The sequence below is a fragment of the Pedobacter sp. MR22-3 genome (assembly GCF_026240075.1).
GTDB lineage: Bacteria > Bacteroidota > Bacteroidia > Sphingobacteriales > Sphingobacteriaceae > Pedobacter.
Genome location: NZ_JAPIVF010000001.1, coordinates 741822 through 763058, shown reverse-complemented (window position 1 = coordinate 763058; position 21237 = coordinate 741822). Strand labels below are relative to the sequence as shown.

The window sequence follows — 21237 nt, the reverse complement described above, 5'->3', positions numbered from 1 at the left end:
GTTCCTTTGTTCTGCCTGAAAAAATTTCTGTTTATGCCGCAGGCTTATACTTCCACCGGCGGTGGCTCCATAACCAGTAAGCGGGTTCTTCTCTGATGATTTTTTCTAAAAAACGGGTGTGCATTTCAGTAATCTCAAATTCATCTGTTTCCGCAGGATTTAAGCATAAGGGAACACAGTCTACTTCATAATATCCACGTCTTAAAACCTTTACCTGTAAATAAAAGATAGGCCGGTTTGTTCTTTTCGCAATCTTTTCAATCCCCAGCTGGATGGAGGCCTGTTGGTGTAAAAAGGTGGTCCAGTAATGTGACTCATCCTTGGATGGTGCCTGGTCGTTCCCAAAACTAAACATGCTCGGTTTATTTTTGCCAGCAGCCAAAGCCCGCATGGTCTGGCGCATAGCGATGAGCTTATTCCCGAAGCGGCTTCTTACTCCTTTAAACCATCGGTCAAAAACCGGATTGCTCAGGGGCTTGTAAATTGGATAATGCGCACAGGGGAAATTCAGGCCAAGACCTAAGGTACCCCATTCCCAGTTTCCGTAGTGTGCAGAGCAAATGAGGATGCTTTCTCCCCTCTTTAAATAAGATAGAGCAAGTTCCTTATTTTTAAAGACAAACCTTTTTTCAATTTCAGACCGCGAGATGCGGCTCATTTTTACCACTTCAAAAATCAATGAAGCCAGATACCGGTAATATTTCTTTTCAATATTGATGATTTCTTTAAGTGTTCTTTCCGGCAAGGCATTCTGCAGGTTCTCTCGGACAACTTTTCTGCGATAACCAATAATATGGTAAAGCAGCAAATAAACACCATCAGCCAGGACATATAAAAGGGATAAGGGGAGCAAAGATAATACCCCCAACAGCAATATACCCAAATGAGAAACGTACTTATTGATCACACGAGATTAGTTGAAGCATAAAATTAAAAAGGGTCTAAAAAATTTATGCCATGCTAATGTTAGATTTAAAGTGCTGCTTTCAGTTTGAACTTCAACTGACAAAAAATACCGGAAGTGATTAATTTTACCTGGTTATTTTATAAATAATTAAATAATCGTTAACATATTTTTATACATTTGCGCCATCATTGGGGGTGCCTTGTTTGTTATAAACACAAAAACGGGCTGAGATCATACCCATTCTTAGGTAGAAGGCTAAAGCTGAAAAGGAAGAAGGTAAACCCTCTGCCTTTAAACCCTCCATCCCTCTACCTTAGATGCACCTGATCCGGATAATGCCGGCGTAGGGATTGGAGTTATGGAAGTTTAACTAAAATCGGGAGTACCCCTATTTCTGATGGGTTTAACTAAAACAAAAAACATTGAAGAATTTACTTTTTACCGCGCTTGTTGCAATGTTACCTTTTCTGGCATCGGCACAAAATGCCATTACCGGACAAGTAACGGATAACAATCAAAACGCCCTACCGGGTGCAACCATCAAAATCAAAAACCAGCGAACTGCGGTATTAAGCGATGCGGATGGCAATTATACCTTAAGTAATTTATCGAACGGGAATTATATCATTCTGGTCAGTTATGTGGGTTATAAAACGCAGGAAAAACCGATCACGCTTAATGGAAACAACGTATTAAATTTCACGCTGCTTCAACAAAATTTCCTGGCAGATGAGGTAATTGTTCGGGCCACACGGGCGAATGAAAAATCAGCTACCACCTATAAAAACGTAACCAAAGCCGAGATTGAAGAAAATAATTTCGGACAGGATTTGCCCTTCATTCTGCAGAACACACCAGGAGTGGTGGTGAATTCGGATGCAGGCGCAGGTGTAGGCTATACCGGAATTCGCATCCGCGGAAGCGATAACAGCCGGATTAATGTCACCGTAAATGGTATTCCCGTTAATGATAGTGAAAGCCAGGGAACTTTTTATGTTAACATGCCCGATTTTGCCTCTTCGGTAGATAATATCCAGATTCAGCGTGGTGTAGGTACCTCTACCAATGGCGCAGGTGCTTTTGGTGCCAGTTTAAATATTCAGACCACAGCCAGTGAAATGGAGCCTTACGCCGAGGTAAATAATACCTATGGCAGTTTCGATACCTGGAAAAACACGGTAAAAGTAGGGACAGGTTTAATCAATAATCGTTTTAGTTTTGATGGCCGCCTGTCAAGAATCAGTTCTGATGGCTATGTTGATAGGGGAGCCTCACTCTTAAAATCATACTTTCTTTCAGGTGCTTATCATGGCAATAAAGATTTGTTAAGGGTAAACGTATTTGCGGGATCGGAAAAAACCTATCAATCCTGGAATGGAATACCTGAATCAAGATTAAACAATGATGTTGCCGGAATGCAGGCTTATATAGAAAGGAATGGTCTGAATGCTGATGATGCCGCAAACTTACTAAATTCCGGCCGCCGGTATAACAGTTTTACTTATCATAATCAAACGGATAATTACTGGCAAAATCATTACCAGCTGCTGTATGCAAGGCAATTTTCTGATCAATTCTCATTCAACGGGGCTTTGCACTATACAAAGGGAGAAGGATATTATGAGGAATTCAGGACAGATAATAAGCTAAGTGATTATGGTTTAAACCCGGTTATCGTTGGTCAGACAACCATAACCAATACAGATTTAATCCGTCGCCGCTGGCTTGATAATGATTTTTATGGGGTTACCTATGCCTTCAACTATGTACCACAAAAAAACTTAAACTTTACAGTTGGTGGTGCATATAATGAATATAAAGGAGCACATTTCGGACAGATTATCTGGGCGCAATATGCATCCAACGGAAATATAGACAGGCATTATTATGATAACGAAGGTTTTAAAACTGACTTTAATATTTACGGAAAAGTAAATTATAGTCCTATTGAACAGCTAAGCTTATTTGCCGATTTACAATACCGCAGGGTTTATTATGATATTTCCGGAACGGAGAATAAATTAAATACACTGGCCATTAATGATCAGTTAAATTTCTTCAATCCAAAATTAGGTGCCACGTATTTCATCAATACTGAAAGCAATTTATATGCATCATTCAGCGTAGCCAATAAAGAGCCCAACCGTGACGATTATGTAGATGCGGCGGCTGGTGTTTTCCCAAAACCGGAGCGCTTAAATGATGTTGAACTTGGTTACCGTTTCAAAAACAGCCGCTTCAACTTAGGTGCCAATGCTTATGGTATGTTTTATAAAAACCAGCTGGTGGTTACCGGAAAAATCAATGATGTTGGTGGTAACTTCCGTCAGAATGTAGATAAAAGCTACCGTTTGGGGATGGAGCTGGATGGTTCATACACCATTAATAAATCTTTCGCACTGAATGCAAATGCAGCATTCAGCAGAAACAAAATCAAAAATTTTACGGAATATTATGACGACTACGATAACGGTGGCCAGGTGGTTAATCATTATTCATTAACTGACATTTCCTTCTCACCCGCAGCCGTATTATTCGGCGAATTGGTTTACAAACCGGTAGCAGGTTTTGCCATTGCCCTGCAAAGTAAATATGTCAGCAAACAGTACCTGGATAACACGCAAAACAATGATAGAACAATTAATGGCTATTGGGTGAGTAACGCACGTTTAGGCTATAACTTTAAATTTGCAGGCGTAAAAAATGTCAATCTCGGTTTATTGGTGAATAATCTGTTTGACAAAAAATACGAAAGCAACGGCTACACTTACGGTTATCTTTCAGGTGGAAGCAGGATTACAGAAAATTTTTATTACCCACAGGCAGGCACTAACTTGCTGTTGAATTTAAATGTGAAATTTTAGTCTTTATCATTTTTTTAATTCTTTGCCCCATCAGTAATGTAAGAAAAAATAAGATAGACTCTCAACTTATATTTTTTACATTACTGATCTAATCCATTTGCAGAGATGAACTGGCAAACATCCTCCTGTCGGTTAATGCTGTTTGAAAAGATTAGCTGTTCAGCGTAATTGCCCTTATAATACTTTTATGTAGTTCATCCGATATATTCATACCTTCGGGTTTATACTTTCGCCCAACTGAATCACATCATTATGAAATACATTGAGAAACTTCAATATATCACGCACGACATTCCACAATTAACACATATTGAACAAGCCCAAATGGCTTGTGAGGCAGGAGCGAAGTGGATACAGTATCGCTGTTTAAATAAAACAGATGAAGAGCTTTTAGCAGAAATCAATGTTATTGCCGAAATCTGTGATGATTGGGGTACAACATTAATCGTGACCAACCATATTCATTTAAATGGCCAGGCAGATATTCAGGGATTTCATATGGAAGATCTGGACGCAGATTTTATCGCCCTGCGCAAATTAGTAGGAAACGATATTACTTTAGGAGGCACTGCACATACAATTGAAAATATGCTCAGCTTGACTAAAGCAGGAGCAGATTATATCGGACTTGGTCCTTTTGCAAGCACAAATACTAAACCCAATGATTTTTCCCTTTTAGGCGTGGAAGGATATGCTACCATCATGCCACAGCTTGAATCTCTAAAAATCACTACACCCATTCTGGCCGTTGGCGGGATAAAAACTTACGATGCAGAAGCTTTAATGCAAACAGGCATTTATGGAATCGCCGTATCTGAAGCAATCTATTCTGCAGATGATTTTATTGAAGCTTATCAGGATTTTTACAACTTAGTTAAATAAATTGCTGTGAATTAACATTTTATCATTTGAAGCCAGTTGGATATTTTTTAGTTTTGGGATAAATCCTAACCAGCATGTCAGAAAATGTTTCTCAAACCAGCCCCCCCTGGAATATCTATACAAAAATCGCTTTCAGGTTTTTCTTTCTCTTATTGCCGCTTTTTATCATCCTAAACAATAACGAGGCTTTCCCATTTCTCTCGGGCATATTGCAGCTACCAAGCTTGGTGCTACATCATTTCATTCCGTGGTTTTCCAAACATGTCATCAATTACAATTACGATTTTACAATCACCACCAACGGCAGTGGTGATACCTCATATGATTGGGTATTATTGCTTTTTATATTTTTGGTTTCAGTAATCGGCTGTATCATTTGGTCAGTTTTCGACCGCAAACGTAAAGGCTACAATGCGGCCTATTATTGGCTCGTAGTACTGGTGAGGTTTTATCTGGCCTTTACCCTGATATTATATGGTTTATTAAAGGTAATCAAACTTCAATTTCCCGATCCTTCGTTAAACCGACTTTTACAACCTTTTGGCGATGCCTCACCTATGGGCCTTGCATGGACATTTCTGGGCTTTTCGAAAGGATACAATATCTTTATGGGTGTTGTAGAAGTTTCTGCTGTTTTATTATTGTTCCGCCGAACGGTAGTGGTAGGTGCCTTTTTATCCCTGGCGGCAACTGTACATGTTATGTCGATGAATTATTTTTTCGACGTACCTGTAAAACTGCTTTCAACCGCGCTTGTAGTCATGAGCCTTTTTATTCTGGCCCCTCATTTCTTAACACTGTACCGTTTCTTCATCAAATATGAAATTCAGCAACTCAATAAAATGTACCGCCCTGCTTTTAAAAAGCGTTGGCTTTACATTTCGGCCTATAGTTTGAAATATCTGTATATCACCGCCTCAATGATTACTTTGCTGTATACTTTCATCCAACAAACCAAAACTTATGGCAGTGTGGCACCTAAAGCATTTTTATATGGTATTTATAATGTAGAAGACATGAGGCTTAACGATAAAACATTGCTTCCGTTAACTACCGATAGCATCCGTTGGAAACAAATGGTGATCAATTATACAGGTTATGCGAGGATAAAAAAGATGAATGATAGTACAGTTAATTTCACTGCTGTTTTTGATCAGAAAAAGAAAGAACTGGTATTAAAATCTACCGCTAAAGATTCATCAAAATATATGTTAAGCTACCATCTTATTGGAAAAGACAAACTGGTTTTCTCTGGTTTGAGCGATCAAGACGCTATATCGGTAAGCTTTAAAAGGGAAGATCTTAACGATTTCAGGCTCATTAACAGGGGATTTCATTGGGTAAGTGAATACCCTTATAACCGTTAATCATTTTACCTGCAGCTGATTCTTAATGTACCGTACTTAATGCGAAATTTATATCTTCGCATTATGTCATCACACCATATTGTAAAAGAAAAACAAGAGCCGGCTTTATATATAGATGAGCTTGGAAATTTTAACGAGGAGTTATTGGGTCAACTGTTGGAGTGGAGCCCAACACTGTTGGTTAATGGTGAAAACTATGATAAAATTTTCTCACTTGGGTTGAAAGTGGATGTGCTGGTAAATGGAAAAACAGAAGATGTACAGGAAGACACGAAAATTATTCAGGGCCCAGTTGATGCCTTAATGGTTGCCGTCAACTATTTATATGAAGAGAAATATCCGGCAGTTAATGTGATTGCCAAAAAATTTGATTTGGAAAAATTCGCTGGTTTCGAAGACCAGATTAACCTCGTTGTATTCACAGAAAAAGCGAAACATTACCCTATTAAATCTGGTTTTTCTGTATGGAAGCCCGCAGGAAGTGAGTTTCTGATCCACGGAAACCGATACCTGGAAGTCACCAATCTGACGCAGACAGAAGAAGAAATTTTTGTAGTGGTTAAAGATGGCTTCGTAGAATTTACTTTTTCCGGACAACCCATTTTTATCAGTGAACCCATATGATTACATTAAGAAAGGCCAAAGAACAAGATATTGAGATCATTCGGGATATTGCTGCAGCAACCTGGCCATCCACCTATCTTGAAATTATCGGCCAGCATCAGATTGATTACATGCTTGAAAAAATGTACAGTAAGGGGGAATTGTTAAAGCAATTGATGGAAGGGCATATTTTCTTAATTGCTGAGGATAATGAAACCCAATATGGATTTGCCGGTTATTCCATTATTGACCTTGAAGAAAAAATATACAAACTCCATAAGCTTTATGTGCTGCCATCAGCCCATGGTAAAGGTGTAGGTAAACTGCTGATCAATGAAATTTTCAATCAGGCGAAAGAAGCCGGAGCATCAGCATTACAACTGAATGTTAACAAGTATAATAAAGCAAAAGATTTCTACCTGAAAGGGGGCTTTACCATCAAAGAATCGGTAAAAATTGATATTGGTGAAGGCTTTCTGATGGATGACTATGTGATGGAATACAAATTTTAGTCTTCATTAAAATTTAAAAGCCTCAAATTATAGTATTGAACTGATAATTTGAGGCTTTTTTATGGTAGGCTATTGAAACTTAAAAACGAATATGCTATTTTAATTTTGGTATTCGGGTGGGCGTATCTATGCCATTTACAATGGAAGTTGCACTCTTGGCAATCGCCTTAATTGTTGATAAAATATTTTCCACATCCAGTGTGCTATACTCATCTTTCACGGTATGATAAAACTTATCGACATCAATCTGATCCGTACTAATGGTGTGTGCCGGCACGCCCAAAGCAGCTAAAGTTGCATTATCACTTCTATAAAAAAGATTCTGTTCGGTGTAGGGATCCGGATGGAAAGTAAATTCTGTGCCAGCTAAATTTTTCTGTAAAATCTTTCCAAAATCCGACTTATCATAACCCGTAATAAATGCGGTGTTTTTACCGAATTTAGAATCTTTCCCAATCATTTCAATATTAAACATGGCTACCACATCATCAGGATTTAATTTTTCTGAAAAATACCTTGCGCCAAAACCACCGATTTCTTCAGCCGTAAAGGCCACAAAAATCAAGGTACGTTCATTATTTTTTTGTGTTTTATAATATTTAGCCAACGCAATCATAGCTGTTGTTCCTGAAGCATCATCATCAGCTCCATTCGCAATGCTATCCCCATCTACTGTTTTAAGTACGCCTAAATGATCATAATGCCCGGAGAAAACAACCAGTTCTTTAGCTTTTGATTTACCTGGAATTACACCTGCAACATTGAACAATGGCATTTGGGTTACCTTGCTTTTAAAAGTTGCTGAAAAATCTGTTGCGGCATCTTTACCTAACACAAAAACCTGTACAACACTAGTCGTTGCTTTTATATCTTTTTCATCAACAGTTGTTGGCTTACTAAAATGGTCTCTATAGCGGTTAAAAAGATCTGCAAATTTACTGTCTATCAATACGATCTGATTTTTATTGGTATTCAGCATAGCCCTAAACTGAGCTACAAATGGTTTTTCAGGATCTAATTTAACAACTGTAGTGTTAGATTTATCAAGCGTAACACTTTCTGTGGTGATGCCCGTAACCATTAAATTTTCGGGGGCAATCTCTTTCCCATCAATTTTAATCGTTTTACTTACATTCGCAACCTGATATTTATAAAATGTCTGTCTAAAATTTTTTTCTCCTGTTAAGGGTTGAAGTCCTATCTTTTTAAATTCAGACTCGATAAATGTAGCTGCTTTATCTATACCTGGGGTAAAGGTTTCACGCCCCTGCATCTCATCACTGCTTAAGGTTTTGATCAGATGGTCGGTATATTCTTGGGTGATGATTTTATCAATGTTTTGTGCGTTGAGCTGTAAACTGGCCAGGCCAGCAAGCGTTAAAAAAAATATTTTCTTCATAAACTATATATTTTGCTGTTATTTAGATTTTACCTGCGAGTTTAACCAATTATCCCTGAATTTTTGCAAAGCCGGTGTTAATGTCCCTCCGGTTTTTTCAATTGTGATGATTTCCAAAGTGGGATTTTCTGTAAAAATTAACTGGGTTGTTTTTTCTTCACCACGATAAAGGTAGCTCACCGGAATGCTATCGCCAGGCTGGTGTGCTGCAGTTACATGATCCATATCGGCAATGGTTTTAATTTCTTTTCCATCCATGGTTAAAATAATATCCCCGACATCTAAACCTGCCTGGTAAGCGGGAGAACCGATTAAAGTTTGTGGTAAAACTACTTTGCCGTTTGTAAAATTTAACCGCCCGAAACCCGCATATGCCTTTCCGGGATTAGCTTTACGCAATACAAAACCAGCATGAAGCAAAAGCTTTGCATAGTCATTTTTATCTGTTCCATAAACATACTGACTAAAAAAATCCTTTGCAAATGCTTGATTTTTGGTCAGCTCGCTTAACGTTTTTTCCAAATCAGGAATAGTATAAGCAATTTCAGGCTTCCCATAAGCTTTCCAAAGTGCACGCATGTAATCATCAAGTGTGAGCTTAAATTCAGCACGTAAACGGAGATCGAGGGCTAAGGCCGTAGCTGCACCATAAGTATAGTAAGAAAGAAAAGTATTAGCTGCATTGGTTTGATCAATTGCCACACCGGCATCAGCAAATACGGCATAACGACTGGCCTGGATGGGTGAAAAATTCTTTGCTCCCGGGGTATTCAAAACTGAATTCACCATTCCGGTGAAAGCTTGAATAGCATTATCTACTGTTTTTAATCCGGATCTGGTGAGCAGTAAACCGCCGTAATATTGTGTAAATCCTTCAGCCAGCCAAAGTTCATCACTCATATTAGAATGTTCAAAATTGAAAGGCTCCAGTGTTTTCGGACGAAGACGCTCTACGTTCCAGCTGTGAAAATATTCATGCGAAAAGGTGCCCAGCAAATTGGCCTCATAACCTTCAATTTTTGGTGTGCGCTGCACGATAGAAGTAGAATTCCGATGCTCCATTCCATCACCGGCATTATCCGGATATACATCATCAAGGAAGTAATAATTACCATAATCATAGCTAGGAAATTCGCCCCAGACGGCAAAATGTTCATCCACCATTTTCTTCAGCATTTCTGCATACTGGTCTATCGTTTGCTGACTATCGTTAGCATGTGCAATGAAGTGAATGGTCTGTATTTTCCCATCCTTGTTTTTAACTTCCCACTTGGCTGTTTTGTAATCCGCTATTTCTACCGGACTATCCATAAAATACTGGAAATTAGGCGCAAAATAAGTATCGTTAGCCAATGGTTTGAGCTGAGTGGCTACTTTCCATTGCGGTTTGTCTTTATAATCAAACTTTACCAATCTCGGACGATCATCCATTCCCACCGGAAAAGCAAAAGTTGCCGGAATATTCATGTGTGCATGTGTTTCATCGAAACCGGCATAAGTACCGTCAATCCAGTTGCCAAACAAGGTATAAGTTACTTTTACATGGTTGCCATGCGATGGGATTTCATACACATCACCGGCAGATTGTTTGATGATTAATGCCTTGCCATTTGCATCAAAAGCTTTAAGATGATAGATGTTTTTACCAAACTCATGTGTGGCATATCGCCCGGGAGATGAGCGGCTCATCCTCACGATTAAGTTTCCGGCAGGAACATCAGGAATGCTCATGGCGATTTCAGCTTCATGATGGATTGCATTTGGAAACGAAACGGTATAACTAATTTCATTTTGAGCGAAAACGCAAAGCGAAAGCACACTAAATATGGTTGTGCCTAAAAATTTCTTCATAAAAGAGGTTTGATGGGCTTAAATTACTAAGAATGCGCGAGCTAAGATGTAAAATAATTAATAACATTTAAGCTGTTGGTTAATCCTGGTCCCAATCGTACTTTTCCAGATCCCGGTATGCTTTTCCTTTAATGATTTCTTTTCGTTTGGATGATTCTGCATCAACCCGGGTTTCATGAATGTTATCGGCTACTTCAAAATAAAAATCCTTATCTTTTTTAGATTGATAAATGAACACATCATCGCCGTCAGCCGTGGCATAATCATAAGGTCCGCGGGCACTCATGAGTTTTACGAAAACAGGCAGGCATTCAAAAAAGACAAAAAGCAGGCCGATAAAAGTTACTGCGGTGGCGGTATTGTTATCCCGCGTGCCGTCTACATTAAATTTTAATTGCCCCAGGGCCCAGTTCCGATCAGCAAAACCCGCCAGATTAGCCAAACTATCCAGTTGCTTTTTAGTATACAGGTTTTCGGTAAACAAGCCGTCAAATGCCTTGCGCTGATCTACAAATGATTCCGATTTATTGATATTTGACCGTAATGAATCAAGCTCTACCTCCCGCTGCTTAATTTCTGCCTCTTTACGTTTTGCATAAGGTCCGTAGCCCATCACACCAGAAGTTTCTGTTGTTTTATTGCCAAAAATTTCGAAATTTAATTTCTGCCGGTCAGCCTTGATTCCTTTTTCCAGTGAATCACGTGTGGCTTTCTGCTGCTTGAGCCGTCCAAATTCAACCTGGTATTTGTTTTCAAATGCTTTATTTAAGGTGTCAATTTTAGATCGTTGCCCATTCAGGTAACTAACTTTTAAGCGTTCTTTTATTTCCTTATCAAAAATTTTAAGCTCAATGGGTCTGGAAATAACCACCCCTATCATGATCGCCAGTAAAATACGCGGTGTTGCCTGTAAAAGCTGCTTGCCTGTGCCGGCACTTTTGTTAAGGCTTGATACGATATACCGATCCATGTTAAAAATAGCCGCACCCCATAAAAATCCAAATATCAGCGCAAAAACAACGGCTAAGTCATCGCCTTTAAAAACAAAGTACATGGCGTAGCCACCAGATAAGGCAGCAAATAATCCTGTAAAAAAGATAGTGGCACCAATGCCTGTATATTTATTTTGCTCAGATGGATACTTTTCCAGTGTTGGGATATGCGCACCAGAACAAAACCAAAAGAAACGATTCAGCTTGTCCATTTTATTTTATAGTTAAACGCCTAAGTGTTAAAGTTGTTACAGACCAACATCAGATTATGTGGTATTTTTTTGATGTTAACCGTAAAATTGAATTCCCTATATTTGCACAAACACAAAAATCAAAATGAAAGAAATATCGGTACAAGAACTAAAAGAGAAAATCGACAATAAAGAAGATTTTCAATTAATCGATGTTCGTGAAACATTCGAATATGAAGTTTCCAACCTGGATGGTGAAAATATTCCACTAGGCGGAATTTTAATTGAGGCTGATAAGGTTTCGAAAGATAAACCGGTAATTATTCAATGCCGCAGCGGAAAAAGAAGTGCAGCCGCAGTGATGCAATTGGAAGCGCAATACGGTTATGAAAATTTGTATAACCTAAAAGGTGGGATTTTGGCCTGGCAAGAGGCTTTTGATCCAAATATGCCTGTATATTAAAATAATGAGTGAATTTTGAATGAGTGAATGAAGCAATCGCTAGGCAACTCGATCATTCTTTCATTCAAAATTCACTCATTTCCTCATTCAATCATTTCCTCATTCAATCCTTTACACTGTGGGTAAAAAATTCGCACTAAATATATTTTATAATCTGGCCATCATCCTTTCCATTTTTGGTTTAGTATGGTGTTACAATAATGCTAAATACCTTCCTGCGGGATTTTTAGTAGGTGTAGTTTGCTGTTTATTTTATTTTAAATATCAGTTAACCAAAGACATTCGAAAATCTTTTAAAGAAAAAGACCCGAAGTAACCCCCTGTAAGCCCAAGCCTGGCATATGCGTTAAAGTATACTTTCCCTCTTCAAAATCTGGGTCAGTAAATGGATTATTTTTGGTTAACCAGGGGCCATCTAAATCTGCCCAGTTACAAAGTGGTGCCAGGGCAGCGGCGGCCAATGTGGCGCAACTGGTTTCACTCATGCAGCCAATTAACACTTTCATTCCGAAAGTACGGGCTTTCAAAATCATTTGATGGCCTTCATACATCCCACAACTTTTCATCAGTTTAACATTGATGCCATGATAAGCTCCCTTCAGTTTATCCATATCGCTTAAACGCTGTACCGCTTCATCTGCAAGTAAGGGAATCGGGCTGCGCGCTGTTAACCAGGCATTTCCATCAGGATCATTTTTATCCATAGGCTGCTCAATTAACACCACCCCCTGTTGATGAAGCCAATAAATCAGATCAATGGCTTTAATCCGGTCAGTCCAGCCTTGGTTGGCATCAACGTAAAGGGGAACATCTGTCATGCTCCTGATGGTTTGAATAATTTCCCGGTCATTATCCCGCCCCAGTTTTACTTTAATGACTTTAAACCGTGCAGCATCTTTTAACTTTTCACGAATCACCTCGGGCGTGTCAATCCCGATGGTGTAAGAAGTTACCGGCATTTTTAATGGATCTGCACCATATATTTCATAACAGGGCTTATTTAAAATCTTCCCGTTAATATCATTCAAGGCAATATCAATGGCGGCTTTAATAGCTGGCTGACCAGGTGCTATTTGGTCCAGATAATGAATAATCTCCTCAAAATTAAAAGGATGTGTAAACTGGCTCAGATCTACCTTTTTCAGAAAAGCCTGTGCCGTTTCATCACTTTCACCCATATAAGGCACCATAGATGCTTCTCCATATCCCACCATTTCACCATAATTAATTTTCAACAGCATGATAGGGGTGCTGGTACGTGTAAATTTGGAGATCGAAAAAGGATATTTTAATTCTAATTCAAAAGGCTTGTAACTAATCATCATGATCAATCGTCTTCTTAATATATGACTGGAAATTTATCATTAAAATCTAATCATAGGATGAATAAACATTTGATTATATTCATCCAATAACTACTCAATGCGCTGTTTATGAAAAACCTTTCAAGATTACGGTATTTTATTTATTTATCCATCATCATTGTGGGTGGATGTACCACTGGAAAAAATGCCTTGCAAAAGGGCGATTATGATGCATCAGTTGCTAAAGCAGTTGGCAGATTACAAAATTCGCCCAAAAACAGCGAAGCCATGCAGGTATTAAAAACAGCCTATGAGCTGGCACTACAGGATCACCTCCGGAAAATTAATGAGGCTAAGCTATCCAACGATTTATTCAGATGGGAATCGGTAATGTATGATTACCAGAAAATCAACCAGCTGTCAGATGACATTTATACCTGCCCTGCTTGTTTGGTTATTATTCCTGCACCGGCAAAATATGTAAAAGAACTTGCCGATAGCCGTTATAATGCCGCGGCTGCCCGTTACAATTCTGGTATGGGTTACCTGAATGAAAACAATCGCCTCTCGGCTAAAAAAGCTTATTACGAATTTGAGAAAGCGCAAAACCTTCAACCCGGTTATAAAGATGTTAAAACGAAACTGGATGATGCTTATTGGGCGGCAGTTACCCGTGTGGTCGTTCAGCCAATCATCGTGAACAGGGGGCCATATCAGCTAAGCGGAGATTATTTCCAGCAACAAATCAATCAGTTCATGAGCAGTTATGCCCGCAATAAATTTGTGCTCTTTTATCCTGAAGAGCAGGCTACCAATGAAAAAATTGTTCCTGATCAGGTATTAAGTTTAAATTTTGATGATTTTGTGGTAGGCCAAACCTATGTAAAAGAAAGGGTAGAAAAACTGAAACGCGACAGTGTGATCATTGGCGAAACGAGAGATAAAAAACCTGTATACGGAACGGTAACTGCAACCTTAAGTATTTTTGAAAAAAGTATTTCCTCTTCAGGTTTATTGGATATGACCATTACAGATTGGCAGAGCCGGAAAATTATTAAACAGCAAAAATTTCCAGGCACTTTTGTCTGGAGAGACAGTTGGGCAAGTTATCAGGGCGATGATCGTGCACTGAATAAAAACCAATTGGCCATGACCAGAAGAAAAGAGATTCTTCCACCACCACCTGCAGCCTTATTTTTAGAGTTTACCAAACCGATTTATAATCAACTGGTGGAGAATATCAGTTATTTTTACAATAATTATTAAGGCTATTCGTAATCAATGGTCAGCTTTCCATCATATGCAGATGCTTCATAACTCAGCATGGCTCAATTACATTAGTCATGCTCTCGCACATCCTCCTAAACTTGATTCAGCATCTCTTCCAAATTACACAAAAGCGTGTTAAGACCATTCCATAGTTAGCAAATCACTTCGTAATCGCAGCGTTAAAATAAAACATCTTCTATAAGCCCTAAAAATATAATGTCTAATATTGTAGCGATGAATACTGGCTTATACAATCCCTTCCAACATTTTGATTTTTTATACAAGAAATGCTTTTTAAGTGGCAACACTTTCAACTCACCTGTTATTCAGCTGCCACTTATTCCAAAATGGTTGCTGGCACAGGCTGGCTTAACCGGCGAAGAGCAGATTCAATTTTTAGATGAAAGTATCCGTTCTTACAATACACTGGTTATTCCGGCAAATAGTGAAGTGAATGAGCAATTCTTAATCCCGCTTGAACATAAAATAGAACAGGCTTTTGCAAAGGGTTATGCCGGCGTTTCCACCTTAACTGAGCTGGAAATATTCAACTGGGTTGGTAAGTTTTTATATGGTTTTGTATACATCGAAATGCATGCTGCCTTGCGAAAGGAAATGACTGCAGATGGTTTAAATATGTCGCAATCACTGATGATGAAGTTTGCCAACCTCAATTTTATGTTGCAAAACCTCTATACCAGCATAGCGTTTGAAGATTTTACGCCATGGTCAATCACCGTGGTAAAACTTGAAAATAAAGAAACCCCCTTTAGCTTCCGCGATGAGATCAATACCCTTACTTTCTCGCTAAAGTTTAAAGATTTTGGCATTGTGGCCTGCCTGCAGGATAACGGCACGAACAAACGTTTTCACCAGGAAATTATTAATGAAATTAGCGACAAAGCTTTAACGGCCGAACAATTTGAAGAATTAACCGCCCGTTTTTATTATTCAGCTTATCTCTTTAACCGTTTGCCGGAATACACCATTATGCCGGTGGAGGGTACCACCTACTTTGAAGCCATGCCACTACGCGGAAACATGAGCAAACCCTTGTTTGATGTTTGGCAGCACAAGGTTTATGCCCAGGTGCTGGAAAACTTCTGGAAACCCTGGGGTTATGTGCAGTTTGAAATTATCAAAGACCCCAATAATCCCATGAGCTTTTTCGAAAACCCTTGTTTACCTACTGCCGGATAGCGCAGCAATAAAATGCTGAATGATGCCGGGCACAAAAATTACAGTAAAGATCAATCCGGTTAGGGCCCCAAAAAAGTGTGCATCATGGTTAATGTTATCTCTGGAGTTTTTAGAGGCATACATACAATAAACCAGATACAATCCGCCAAAAATTACTGCAGGTATCCCAATCGGGATAAAAATAATGTAAATTTTAGACATCGGATTATACAAGATATAACTAAAAAGCACCGCACTAATAGCGCCCGAAGCACCCAGGCTATTGTAATGAAAATCATCTTTATGTTTAAAAACCGTAGGTAAATCACTCAGCACTAAACCTAAAAAATAAAGTAAGCCAAACTGCCAGCTGCCCATCATTTGTTCAAGCGTAAAAGCAAAGGCATAAAAGGTAAACATATTAAAAAACAAGTGCATCCAATCGGCATGAATTAAGCCACTTGTTAACAAAGTAAAAACCTTATGACCCTTAGAAACACTATATGGATGTAACATAAACTTTCCATACGAACTGTGATCGTAAAAAGCATAAAGGCTGGTAACAAGGGTAAAGACAAAAATGATGGAGGCTACAGGAGCCATGTTTAAGTATTCCATTTGGATTATTTTAAATTGAATTTTTCATTTGCCATTAACCTGGCTACCGGATACCGGTTGTGTGTTTTTTCGTAATAATCAGAATTTTTATAGACAAAATCAAGCTGGGCAGCAGCGTTTTTTGAAAAAGCAGTGTCGGCAGATTTCTTTTCATCTAATTTAGCCTTTAATAATGGATTGCTTTTTAAAAGCGCTTCAGCTGTGTCTTCAAAAACATAAGCAGAATAATGTTCCTTCATATCCAGAATGGAATCAAAGAAGTTCCAGTTAAAAAAAGAATCTGTAGCCTGCGGTTCCAGCGTTTCTACAATATACCGGTTATTTTTTTGATTGACATATATCACCACATCACCAGCATAATATTGAAGCGTTTGTTTCCTTGGGTTTATTTTCACTCCCGTATGCAAATAATGTCCTTCATAAGGCCTTGAACTCGTTTTAACATCTTCAATGTAATAACTTTCTACCTCTACTTTGGCATCGCTTTTAAGTTCCTGCATCTCCACGCCATTCAGTTTCAAAAGTGCAATCACTTTGTCCCAGGCTTTAGGGATGATGTAAGCCAGTGGCTTCTGAACAGTAATTGCGGGTTCATACTTATTCCATTCCTGAATAGTTTTGGTGTAAGGTTTGCTTCTATCATAGAATAATCGGTTAAAGCCACTAACTGCACTTGGTTTTTGCCCGGCTTCGAAACCTTTAAAAGTGATATGATTCACTTCATTTTTGTTCAACTGCCAGGTTAAAGGAAATTCAAGTTGCCTGCTTACAAACTCATCTGCCCTTTGCTTGTTTTCCAGAATAAGTTTTGCATCACGCTGAATGATATCAATATAACTTTGAAGTAATTTATAGGTAGCATCAACACGCAAATCATAAGATTTTAACATATGTGTTTCTGGCATAAAACCAATTACATTATGCAGTGCAGCATATCCGGTAGAATATCTTGGAGATTCTATAAATCCGGTAATTCCGCTTTCAGGCGTTTCGCCAATTGAATTTACATAGGGAATCATAGGATAACCTTGTTTGGCCATGGCTCCATACAAACCTGGAACCAAAGTACTGGTTAAGTATCCCGACAAAATGGTATTCAGCTTATCTTTCTGCGTCGGAATCAGGGTCATAACATATTGATAATCGGCTCCGTTACTGGTGTGGGTATCTACAAAAACCTCCGGCTTCCAGGTATTAAAAATCAGTTGAAATGCAGCTGAATTTTTAGAATCTGTTTTAATGAAATCACGGTTTAAATCCAGATTCTTCGCATTTCCGCGAAAACCATAAGCCAACGGACCATTCTGGTTGGCTCTGGAAGTTGAGGTTCTATTAAAACTCCCATCAATGTTATAGAGTGGAATGATACAAATAACCACATCTTTTGGAAGCTTATTCCCTTTTAATAAATCCCTGCTCAGCATCATAGAAGCATCTATTCCTTCTGGTTCACCCGGATGAATGCCATTATTGATCAAGAGAACCGTTTTATTGCTTTTTTTAATGTCTACAGGATCAAAAACCTGATCTTTTGACAATACCAGCAGCTGTAACGGCTGACCAAAATCGGTATTTCCGTAGCTGAAAAGTTTTGCCTGTGGATACTGATCTGCCAGGTGCTTATAATATGCCAGGGCTTCCGGGTAAGTGGATGTTTGTGTTTTCTGGCTTCGTTCAAATGGTGTTTTTTGTGCGTGGGCAAATAATGTGTAAAACAGCAGGTAAAACACAAAAATATTTTTCATGGAAAAAAGCTGAAAATATGGTGAAACAAACCTACAAAGTTCTACGATAAACTCTTGTGTTTCCGAAGAAGCACTTAACCCCTATGCTGTAGGTATTGTACGTATCTGGTGAATAATTTTTAAAATTAACAGATGAATCATCATATCCGTCTAAGCCTTCACCAAACGTGAAATTACTTTGAAGATTGAGATTGATGGCAAAACGTGCATAACCGTAACCATCATAGAAATAATAATTATATCCCAGATTTAAAGGCACCCAGAGGTTTGTTGTTTTATTTTCTCCGGGAAAGGGTCCGTATCCCGGATCAATAGCAGCCCACATAGGTTTGCGCCGAACAATATCGGCGATATTATTCTTAATTGCGCCAGCACCAATGCCAACGTAAATTCCCTTAATATTATCAAGGAGCGTGCTTCTTTCAAAGTCGATCAACTCTCCAAGTGCCATTTTAAAATTGACGCTGAGACTGGTATAGTCATTTAAAAATTGCCGGTTATGCGGATCAGTATGAATATCTCCACCCTGCACTAAACCATATTGCCCCTCAAGTCCAAGCGATACAAAAGGAGTAAGGTAATGATTTACTTCTCCATATACTGTATGGCCCCAGCTGCCCTTTAATACATCTGTTTTAGAATAGTTTGGTCCGGCACCAAAACCAACAGACCATTTAAAATAATTAGATTGCGCAAAGGAATAATTAATCAGCAGGAAAAATAAAACAGTCAGGGCTGTAAACCTGGAGAGCTTGAATATCATGGTGTTTTTTTACAAAAATAATATGTTTATTGAATATTTATAACATTTACCTTTGAATTATGAGCAAATACATCAATTTAAACCAATCTTTACAACAGCGTTTTATACATTACGCAAAAATAGATACACAATCAGATCCGAACTCAGCTTCCTGCCCTTCCACATTAAAGCAGAAGAATTTAGGTGCCTTATTGGTTGAAGAATTAATAGCATTGGGCATTTCGGATGCAGAAATGGATAAAAACGGATATGTTTATGGAACAATTCCGCCCAACACCAAAAAAATACTGCCTGTAATTTTCTTTTGTTCTCATATGGATACCTCTCCGGATTGCAGCGGTGAAGGTGTTAAGCCAATAATCCATCACAATTACCAGGGCGATGATATTATTTTACCAGATGACCCTCATATTGTGCTTAAAATGTCTGAGCACAGGGACTTAAAACATCAAATTGGTAATGATATCATCACAGCCAGTGGTACAACGTTGCTGGGTGCAGACAATAAGGCAGGCGTAGCCGAAATCATGGAAGCGGCCAGCTTTTTAATGAAAAATCAGGAAGTAAAACATGGCACCATTAAAATCCTGTTTACGCCTGATGAAGAAATAGGCCGTGGCGTTGATCAGTTGGATGTGGAAAAACTCGGGGCAGACTTTGGGTATACCATAGATGGTGAAACACTGGGTTCTATTGAAGATGAGACCTTTTCTGCCGATGGTGCCACATTGGTCATTCATGGGGTAAGTACACATCCTGGTTTTGCTAAGGGAAAAATGGAAAGTGCCATTAAAATTCTTGCGGATATCATTGCGGCCTTACCAAAAGACACCTTAACTCCTGAGGCTACGCATCAGAAAGAAGGCTTTATCCATCCGGTAAGCATCTCCGGCCAGGTAGAAATGGCTGAAGCACATTTTATCATCAGAGATTTTACAGATGAAAAACTTGTTGCACATGGTCAATTTCTGGAAGCAACGATAAAAAATGTGATCTCCAGGTATCCAAACACCACTTTTGATTTAGACATTAAGGCACAATACAGAAATATGAAGCAAGTGCTGGATCAGTTTCCGCAAATTGTTCAGTTCGGAATTGAAGCCATTGAGCGGGCAGGTGTTATGGCTAAAAAACAAAGCATTCGTGGTGGCACGGATGGTTCACGCTTATCTTTCATGGGTTTACCCTGCCCGAATATATTTGCCGGTGAACATGCTTTTCACAGTAAACAGGAATGGGTTAGTGTACAGGATATGGAGAAGGCCGTACAAACCATCATCAACATTGCCTCCATCTGGGAAGAGAAAGGGTAATGCAGTCTGAAGTCCAAAGTCTGGAGTCTATAGTAACCAGTCGTGATATAAACGGACCTGGAATTTAGAAAAAAGATATTTTTTAGCATCATATTTGTTACTTTAGCACACCATGATCACTCTTGAAAACGAATACCTCAACGTAAATTTAGCAGCTAAAGGAGCAGAACTCCAGCGCTTATACAGTAAAGAAACCAAACTGGAATACCTCTGGAGCGGAGACGACCAGTACTGGGGTAAACATAGTCCGGTTTTATTTCCAATTGTTGGCGCTTTAAAAAACGATAGTTTTACCTATAAAAACAACACCTACCATTTACCCCGCCATGGCTTTGCCCGCGACCAGATTTTTAATGAGCAGAAAAACAGTGATACCGAAGCCATATTCACGTTGACCCAAAGCGAAGAAAGCCTGAAGGTTTACCCTTTTCATTTTGAACTGAGATTAAAATATCAGCTCATCGACAGAAAATTAATCCTCACTTATCAGGTAATCAATACAGGTGATGATGAACTTCTTTTCTCCCTTGGTGCACATCCGGCTTTTGCTGTCCCTAACAGTCCTAAAACAGATTATACGGATTATTACCTGGCTTTTAATGCAGATAAGAAACTTACCTATTGGAAACTGGACAATGGTTTGATTGCGAAAGAAACCGGAAGCATTGCGCTTAACGGCCATAAACTCCAATTAAAACATGAACTTTTTTATCAGGATGCTTTGGTATTTAAGGCCATGCAAAGCAATTGCATCAGCTTATTAAACACCAAAAACGATTATGGCCTGCATTTCCATTTTGATGATTTCCCCTTCTTTGGCATCTGGGCTGCAAAGGATGCACCTTTCGTTTGTCTTGAACCTTGGTGTGGTGTAGCAGATGATGTAGCGCATAACCAGGAACTTGCCCATAAAGAAGGAATTATAAAATTGAAGCAGGGCCAGCAGTGGGAACGATTCTGGGAAGTAGAATGTTTTTAAAAAGCTAAGCAGAGCCGGAATGTTCTGCTCAGCCTG

Annotated in this window: 19 protein-coding genes and 1 riboswitch; of the genes, 11 read left to right on the top strand and 8 right to left on the bottom strand. The window is 38.9% G+C overall.

Annotation, left to right across the window (positions count from 1 at the left end):
* Positions 1 to 31: 31 nt before the first annotated feature.
* Positions 32 to 907, bottom strand: coding sequence for a lysophospholipid acyltransferase family protein (locus OQ267_RS03290; protein WP_265834880.1), 876 nt, complete (start codon positions 905 to 907; stop codon positions 32 to 34).
* Positions 908 to 1200: 293 nt separating this feature from the next.
* Positions 1201 to 1275, top strand: a riboswitch (TPP riboswitch).
* 54 nt (positions 1276 to 1329) lie between these two features.
* Between OQ267_RS03290 and OQ267_RS03285 the strand changes: the two genes are divergently transcribed.
* From OQ267_RS03285 to OQ267_RS03265, 5 genes are all read left to right on the top strand, one after another.
* Entirely contained in the window at positions 1330 to 3771 is a 2442-nt protein-coding gene (locus tag OQ267_RS03285; protein ID WP_322974739.1) for a TonB-dependent receptor, read from the top strand.
* 252 nt (positions 3772 to 4023) lie between these two features.
* A complete protein-coding gene (locus OQ267_RS03280) occupies positions 4024 to 4653 on the top strand; it encodes a thiamine phosphate synthase (protein WP_265834879.1) in 630 nt (209 codons plus the stop codon).
* Positions 4654 to 4727: 74 nt separating this feature from the next.
* Entirely contained in the window at positions 4728 to 6020 is a 1293-nt protein-coding gene (locus OQ267_RS03275; protein WP_265834878.1) for a hypothetical protein, read from the top strand.
* 63 nt (positions 6021 to 6083) lie between these two features.
* Positions 6084 to 6644, top strand: coding sequence for a thiamine pyrophosphokinase (locus OQ267_RS03270; protein ID WP_088301092.1), 561 nt, complete (start codon positions 6084 to 6086; stop codon positions 6642 to 6644).
* Positions 6641 to 7135 carry a GNAT family N-acetyltransferase gene (locus tag OQ267_RS03265; RefSeq protein ID WP_088301093.1) on the top strand — a complete coding sequence of 165 codons (495 nt, stop codon included), beginning with the start codon at positions 6641 to 6643 and terminating at the stop codon, positions 7133 to 7135. The genes OQ267_RS03270 and OQ267_RS03265 overlap by 4 nt, the downstream gene beginning before the upstream one ends.
* 94 nt (positions 7136 to 7229) lie before the next feature.
* Here OQ267_RS03265 and OQ267_RS03260 read toward each other — a convergent pair whose 3' ends face one another.
* The 3 genes from OQ267_RS03260 to OQ267_RS03250 all read right to left on the bottom strand — a co-directional run bounded on the left by OQ267_RS03260 (position 7230) and on the right by OQ267_RS03250 (position 11589).
* Positions 7230 to 8534, bottom strand: a complete 1305-nt coding sequence (locus OQ267_RS03260) for a M20/M25/M40 family metallo-hydrolase (RefSeq protein WP_265834877.1) — start codon at positions 8532 to 8534, stop codon at positions 7230 to 7232.
* Between the two features lie 18 nt (positions 8535 to 8552).
* A complete protein-coding gene (locus OQ267_RS03255; RefSeq protein ID WP_265834876.1) occupies positions 8553 to 10385 on the bottom strand; it encodes a M61 family metallopeptidase in 1833 nt (610 codons plus the stop codon).
* Between the two features lie 79 nt (positions 10386 to 10464).
* Entirely contained in the window at positions 10465 to 11589 is a 1125-nt protein-coding gene (locus OQ267_RS03250; RefSeq protein ID WP_265834875.1) for a DUF4407 domain-containing protein, read from the bottom strand.
* A 124-nt stretch (positions 11590 to 11713) separates the two neighbouring features.
* On the opposite strand from OQ267_RS03250, the gene OQ267_RS03245 reads away from it, so the two are divergent.
* Both OQ267_RS03245 and OQ267_RS22415 read left to right on the top strand, forming a co-directional pair.
* Positions 11714 to 12031 carry a rhodanese-like domain-containing protein gene (locus tag OQ267_RS03245; RefSeq protein ID WP_088301097.1) on the top strand — a complete coding sequence of 106 codons (318 nt, stop codon included), beginning with the start codon at positions 11714 to 11716 and terminating at the stop codon, positions 12029 to 12031.
* A gap of 118 nt (positions 12032 to 12149) precedes the next feature.
* On the top strand, positions 12150 to 12347 hold the full coding sequence (locus OQ267_RS22415) for a DUF6358 family protein (RefSeq protein ID WP_029281176.1): 198 nt from the start codon (positions 12150 to 12152) through the stop codon (positions 12345 to 12347).
* Here OQ267_RS22415 and OQ267_RS03235 read toward each other — a convergent pair.
* Positions 12325 to 13356 carry a dipeptide epimerase gene (locus OQ267_RS03235; RefSeq protein WP_265834874.1) on the bottom strand — a complete coding sequence of 344 codons (1032 nt, stop codon included), beginning with the start codon at positions 13354 to 13356 and terminating at the stop codon, positions 12325 to 12327. The two genes, OQ267_RS22415 and OQ267_RS03235, sit on opposite strands and share 23 nt — an antisense overlap.
* A gap of 108 nt (positions 13357 to 13464) precedes the next feature.
* Between OQ267_RS03235 and OQ267_RS03230 the strand changes: the two genes are divergently transcribed.
* A complete protein-coding gene (locus OQ267_RS03230) occupies positions 13465 to 14601 on the top strand; it encodes a hypothetical protein (protein WP_265834873.1) in 1137 nt (378 codons plus the stop codon).
* 219 nt (positions 14602 to 14820) lie between these two features.
* Positions 14821 to 15804, top strand: coding sequence for a hypothetical protein (locus tag OQ267_RS03225; RefSeq protein ID WP_265834872.1), 984 nt, complete (start codon positions 14821 to 14823; stop codon positions 15802 to 15804).
* On the opposite strand, the gene OQ267_RS03220 is transcribed toward OQ267_RS03225, so the two are convergent.
* The 3 genes from OQ267_RS03220 to OQ267_RS03210 are packed head-to-tail and all read right to left on the bottom strand — an operon-like array spanning position 15787 to position 18909.
* On the bottom strand, positions 15787 to 16401 hold the full coding sequence (locus OQ267_RS03220) for a rhomboid family intramembrane serine protease (protein ID WP_265834871.1): 615 nt from the start codon (positions 16399 to 16401) through the stop codon (positions 15787 to 15789). The two genes, OQ267_RS03225 and OQ267_RS03220, sit on opposite strands and share 18 nt — an antisense overlap.
* A gap of 5 nt (positions 16402 to 16406) precedes the next feature.
* Positions 16407 to 18146: a M14 family metallopeptidase gene (locus OQ267_RS03215; protein ID WP_265834870.1), complete on the bottom strand. Its 1740-nt coding sequence runs from the start codon at positions 18144 to 18146 to the stop codon at positions 16407 to 16409.
* Positions 18147 to 18177: 31 nt separating this feature from the next.
* Positions 18178 to 18909, bottom strand: a complete 732-nt coding sequence (locus tag OQ267_RS03210) for a hypothetical protein (RefSeq protein WP_265834869.1) — start codon at positions 18907 to 18909, stop codon at positions 18178 to 18180.
* Positions 18910 to 18968: 59 nt separating this feature from the next.
* Here OQ267_RS03210 and pepT point away from each other — a divergent pair, with 59 nt between their 5' ends.
* Positions 18969 to 20222, top strand: coding sequence for a peptidase T (gene pepT / locus OQ267_RS03205; protein WP_265834868.1), 1254 nt, complete (start codon positions 18969 to 18971; stop codon positions 20220 to 20222).
* A 112-nt stretch (positions 20223 to 20334) separates the two neighbouring features.
* The gene (locus tag OQ267_RS03200) at positions 20335 to 21201 is read left to right on the top strand and encodes an aldose 1-epimerase family protein (protein WP_265819518.1); all 867 of its coding nucleotides are present in this window, start codon (positions 20335 to 20337) and stop codon (positions 21199 to 21201) included.
* Positions 21202 to 21237: the final 36 nt, after the last annotated feature.

Excerpts from the sequence above, each read along its gene's own strand:
- OQ267_RS03280 (WP_265834879.1), top strand. The coding sequence starts at position 4,024 with ATGAAATACATTGAGAAACTTCAATATATCACGCACGACATTCCACAA.
- OQ267_RS03275 (WP_265834878.1), top strand. The coding sequence starts at position 4,728 with ATGTCAGAAAATGTTTCTCAAACCAGCCCCCCCTGGAATATCTATACA.
- OQ267_RS03270 (WP_088301092.1), top strand. The coding sequence starts at position 6,084 with ATGTCATCACACCATATTGTAAAAGAAAAACAAGAGCCGGCTTTATAT.
- OQ267_RS03265 (WP_088301093.1), top strand. The coding sequence starts at position 6,641 with ATGATTACATTAAGAAAGGCCAAAGAACAAGATATTGAGATCATTCGG.
- OQ267_RS03260 (WP_265834877.1), bottom strand. The coding sequence starts at position 8,534 with ATGAAGAAAATATTTTTTTTAACGCTTGCTGGCCTGGCCAGTTTACAG.
- OQ267_RS03255 (WP_265834876.1), bottom strand. The coding sequence starts at position 10,385 with ATGAAGAAATTTTTAGGCACAACCATATTTAGTGTGCTTTCGCTTTGC.
- OQ267_RS03250 (WP_265834875.1), bottom strand. The coding sequence starts at position 11,589 with ATGGACAAGCTGAATCGTTTCTTTTGGTTTTGTTCTGGTGCGCATATC.
- OQ267_RS03245 (WP_088301097.1), top strand. The coding sequence starts at position 11,714 with ATGAAAGAAATATCGGTACAAGAACTAAAAGAGAAAATCGACAATAAA.
- OQ267_RS03235 (WP_265834874.1), bottom strand. The coding sequence starts at position 13,356 with ATGATGATTAGTTACAAGCCTTTTGAATTAGAATTAAAATATCCTTTT.
- OQ267_RS03230 (WP_265834873.1), top strand. The coding sequence starts at position 13,465 with ATGAAAAACCTTTCAAGATTACGGTATTTTATTTATTTATCCATCATC.
- OQ267_RS03225 (WP_265834872.1), top strand. The coding sequence starts at position 14,821 with ATGTCTAATATTGTAGCGATGAATACTGGCTTATACAATCCCTTCCAA.
- OQ267_RS03220 (WP_265834871.1), bottom strand. The coding sequence starts at position 16,401 with ATGGAATACTTAAACATGGCTCCTGTAGCCTCCATCATTTTTGTCTTT.
- OQ267_RS03215 (WP_265834870.1), bottom strand. The coding sequence starts at position 18,146 with ATGAAAAATATTTTTGTGTTTTACCTGCTGTTTTACACATTATTTGCC.
- OQ267_RS03210 (WP_265834869.1), bottom strand. The coding sequence starts at position 18,909 with ATGATATTCAAGCTCTCCAGGTTTACAGCCCTGACTGTTTTATTTTTC.
- pepT (WP_265834868.1), top strand. The coding sequence starts at position 18,969 with ATGAGCAAATACATCAATTTAAACCAATCTTTACAACAGCGTTTTATA.
- OQ267_RS03200 (WP_265819518.1), top strand. The coding sequence starts at position 20,335 with ATGATCACTCTTGAAAACGAATACCTCAACGTAAATTTAGCAGCTAAA.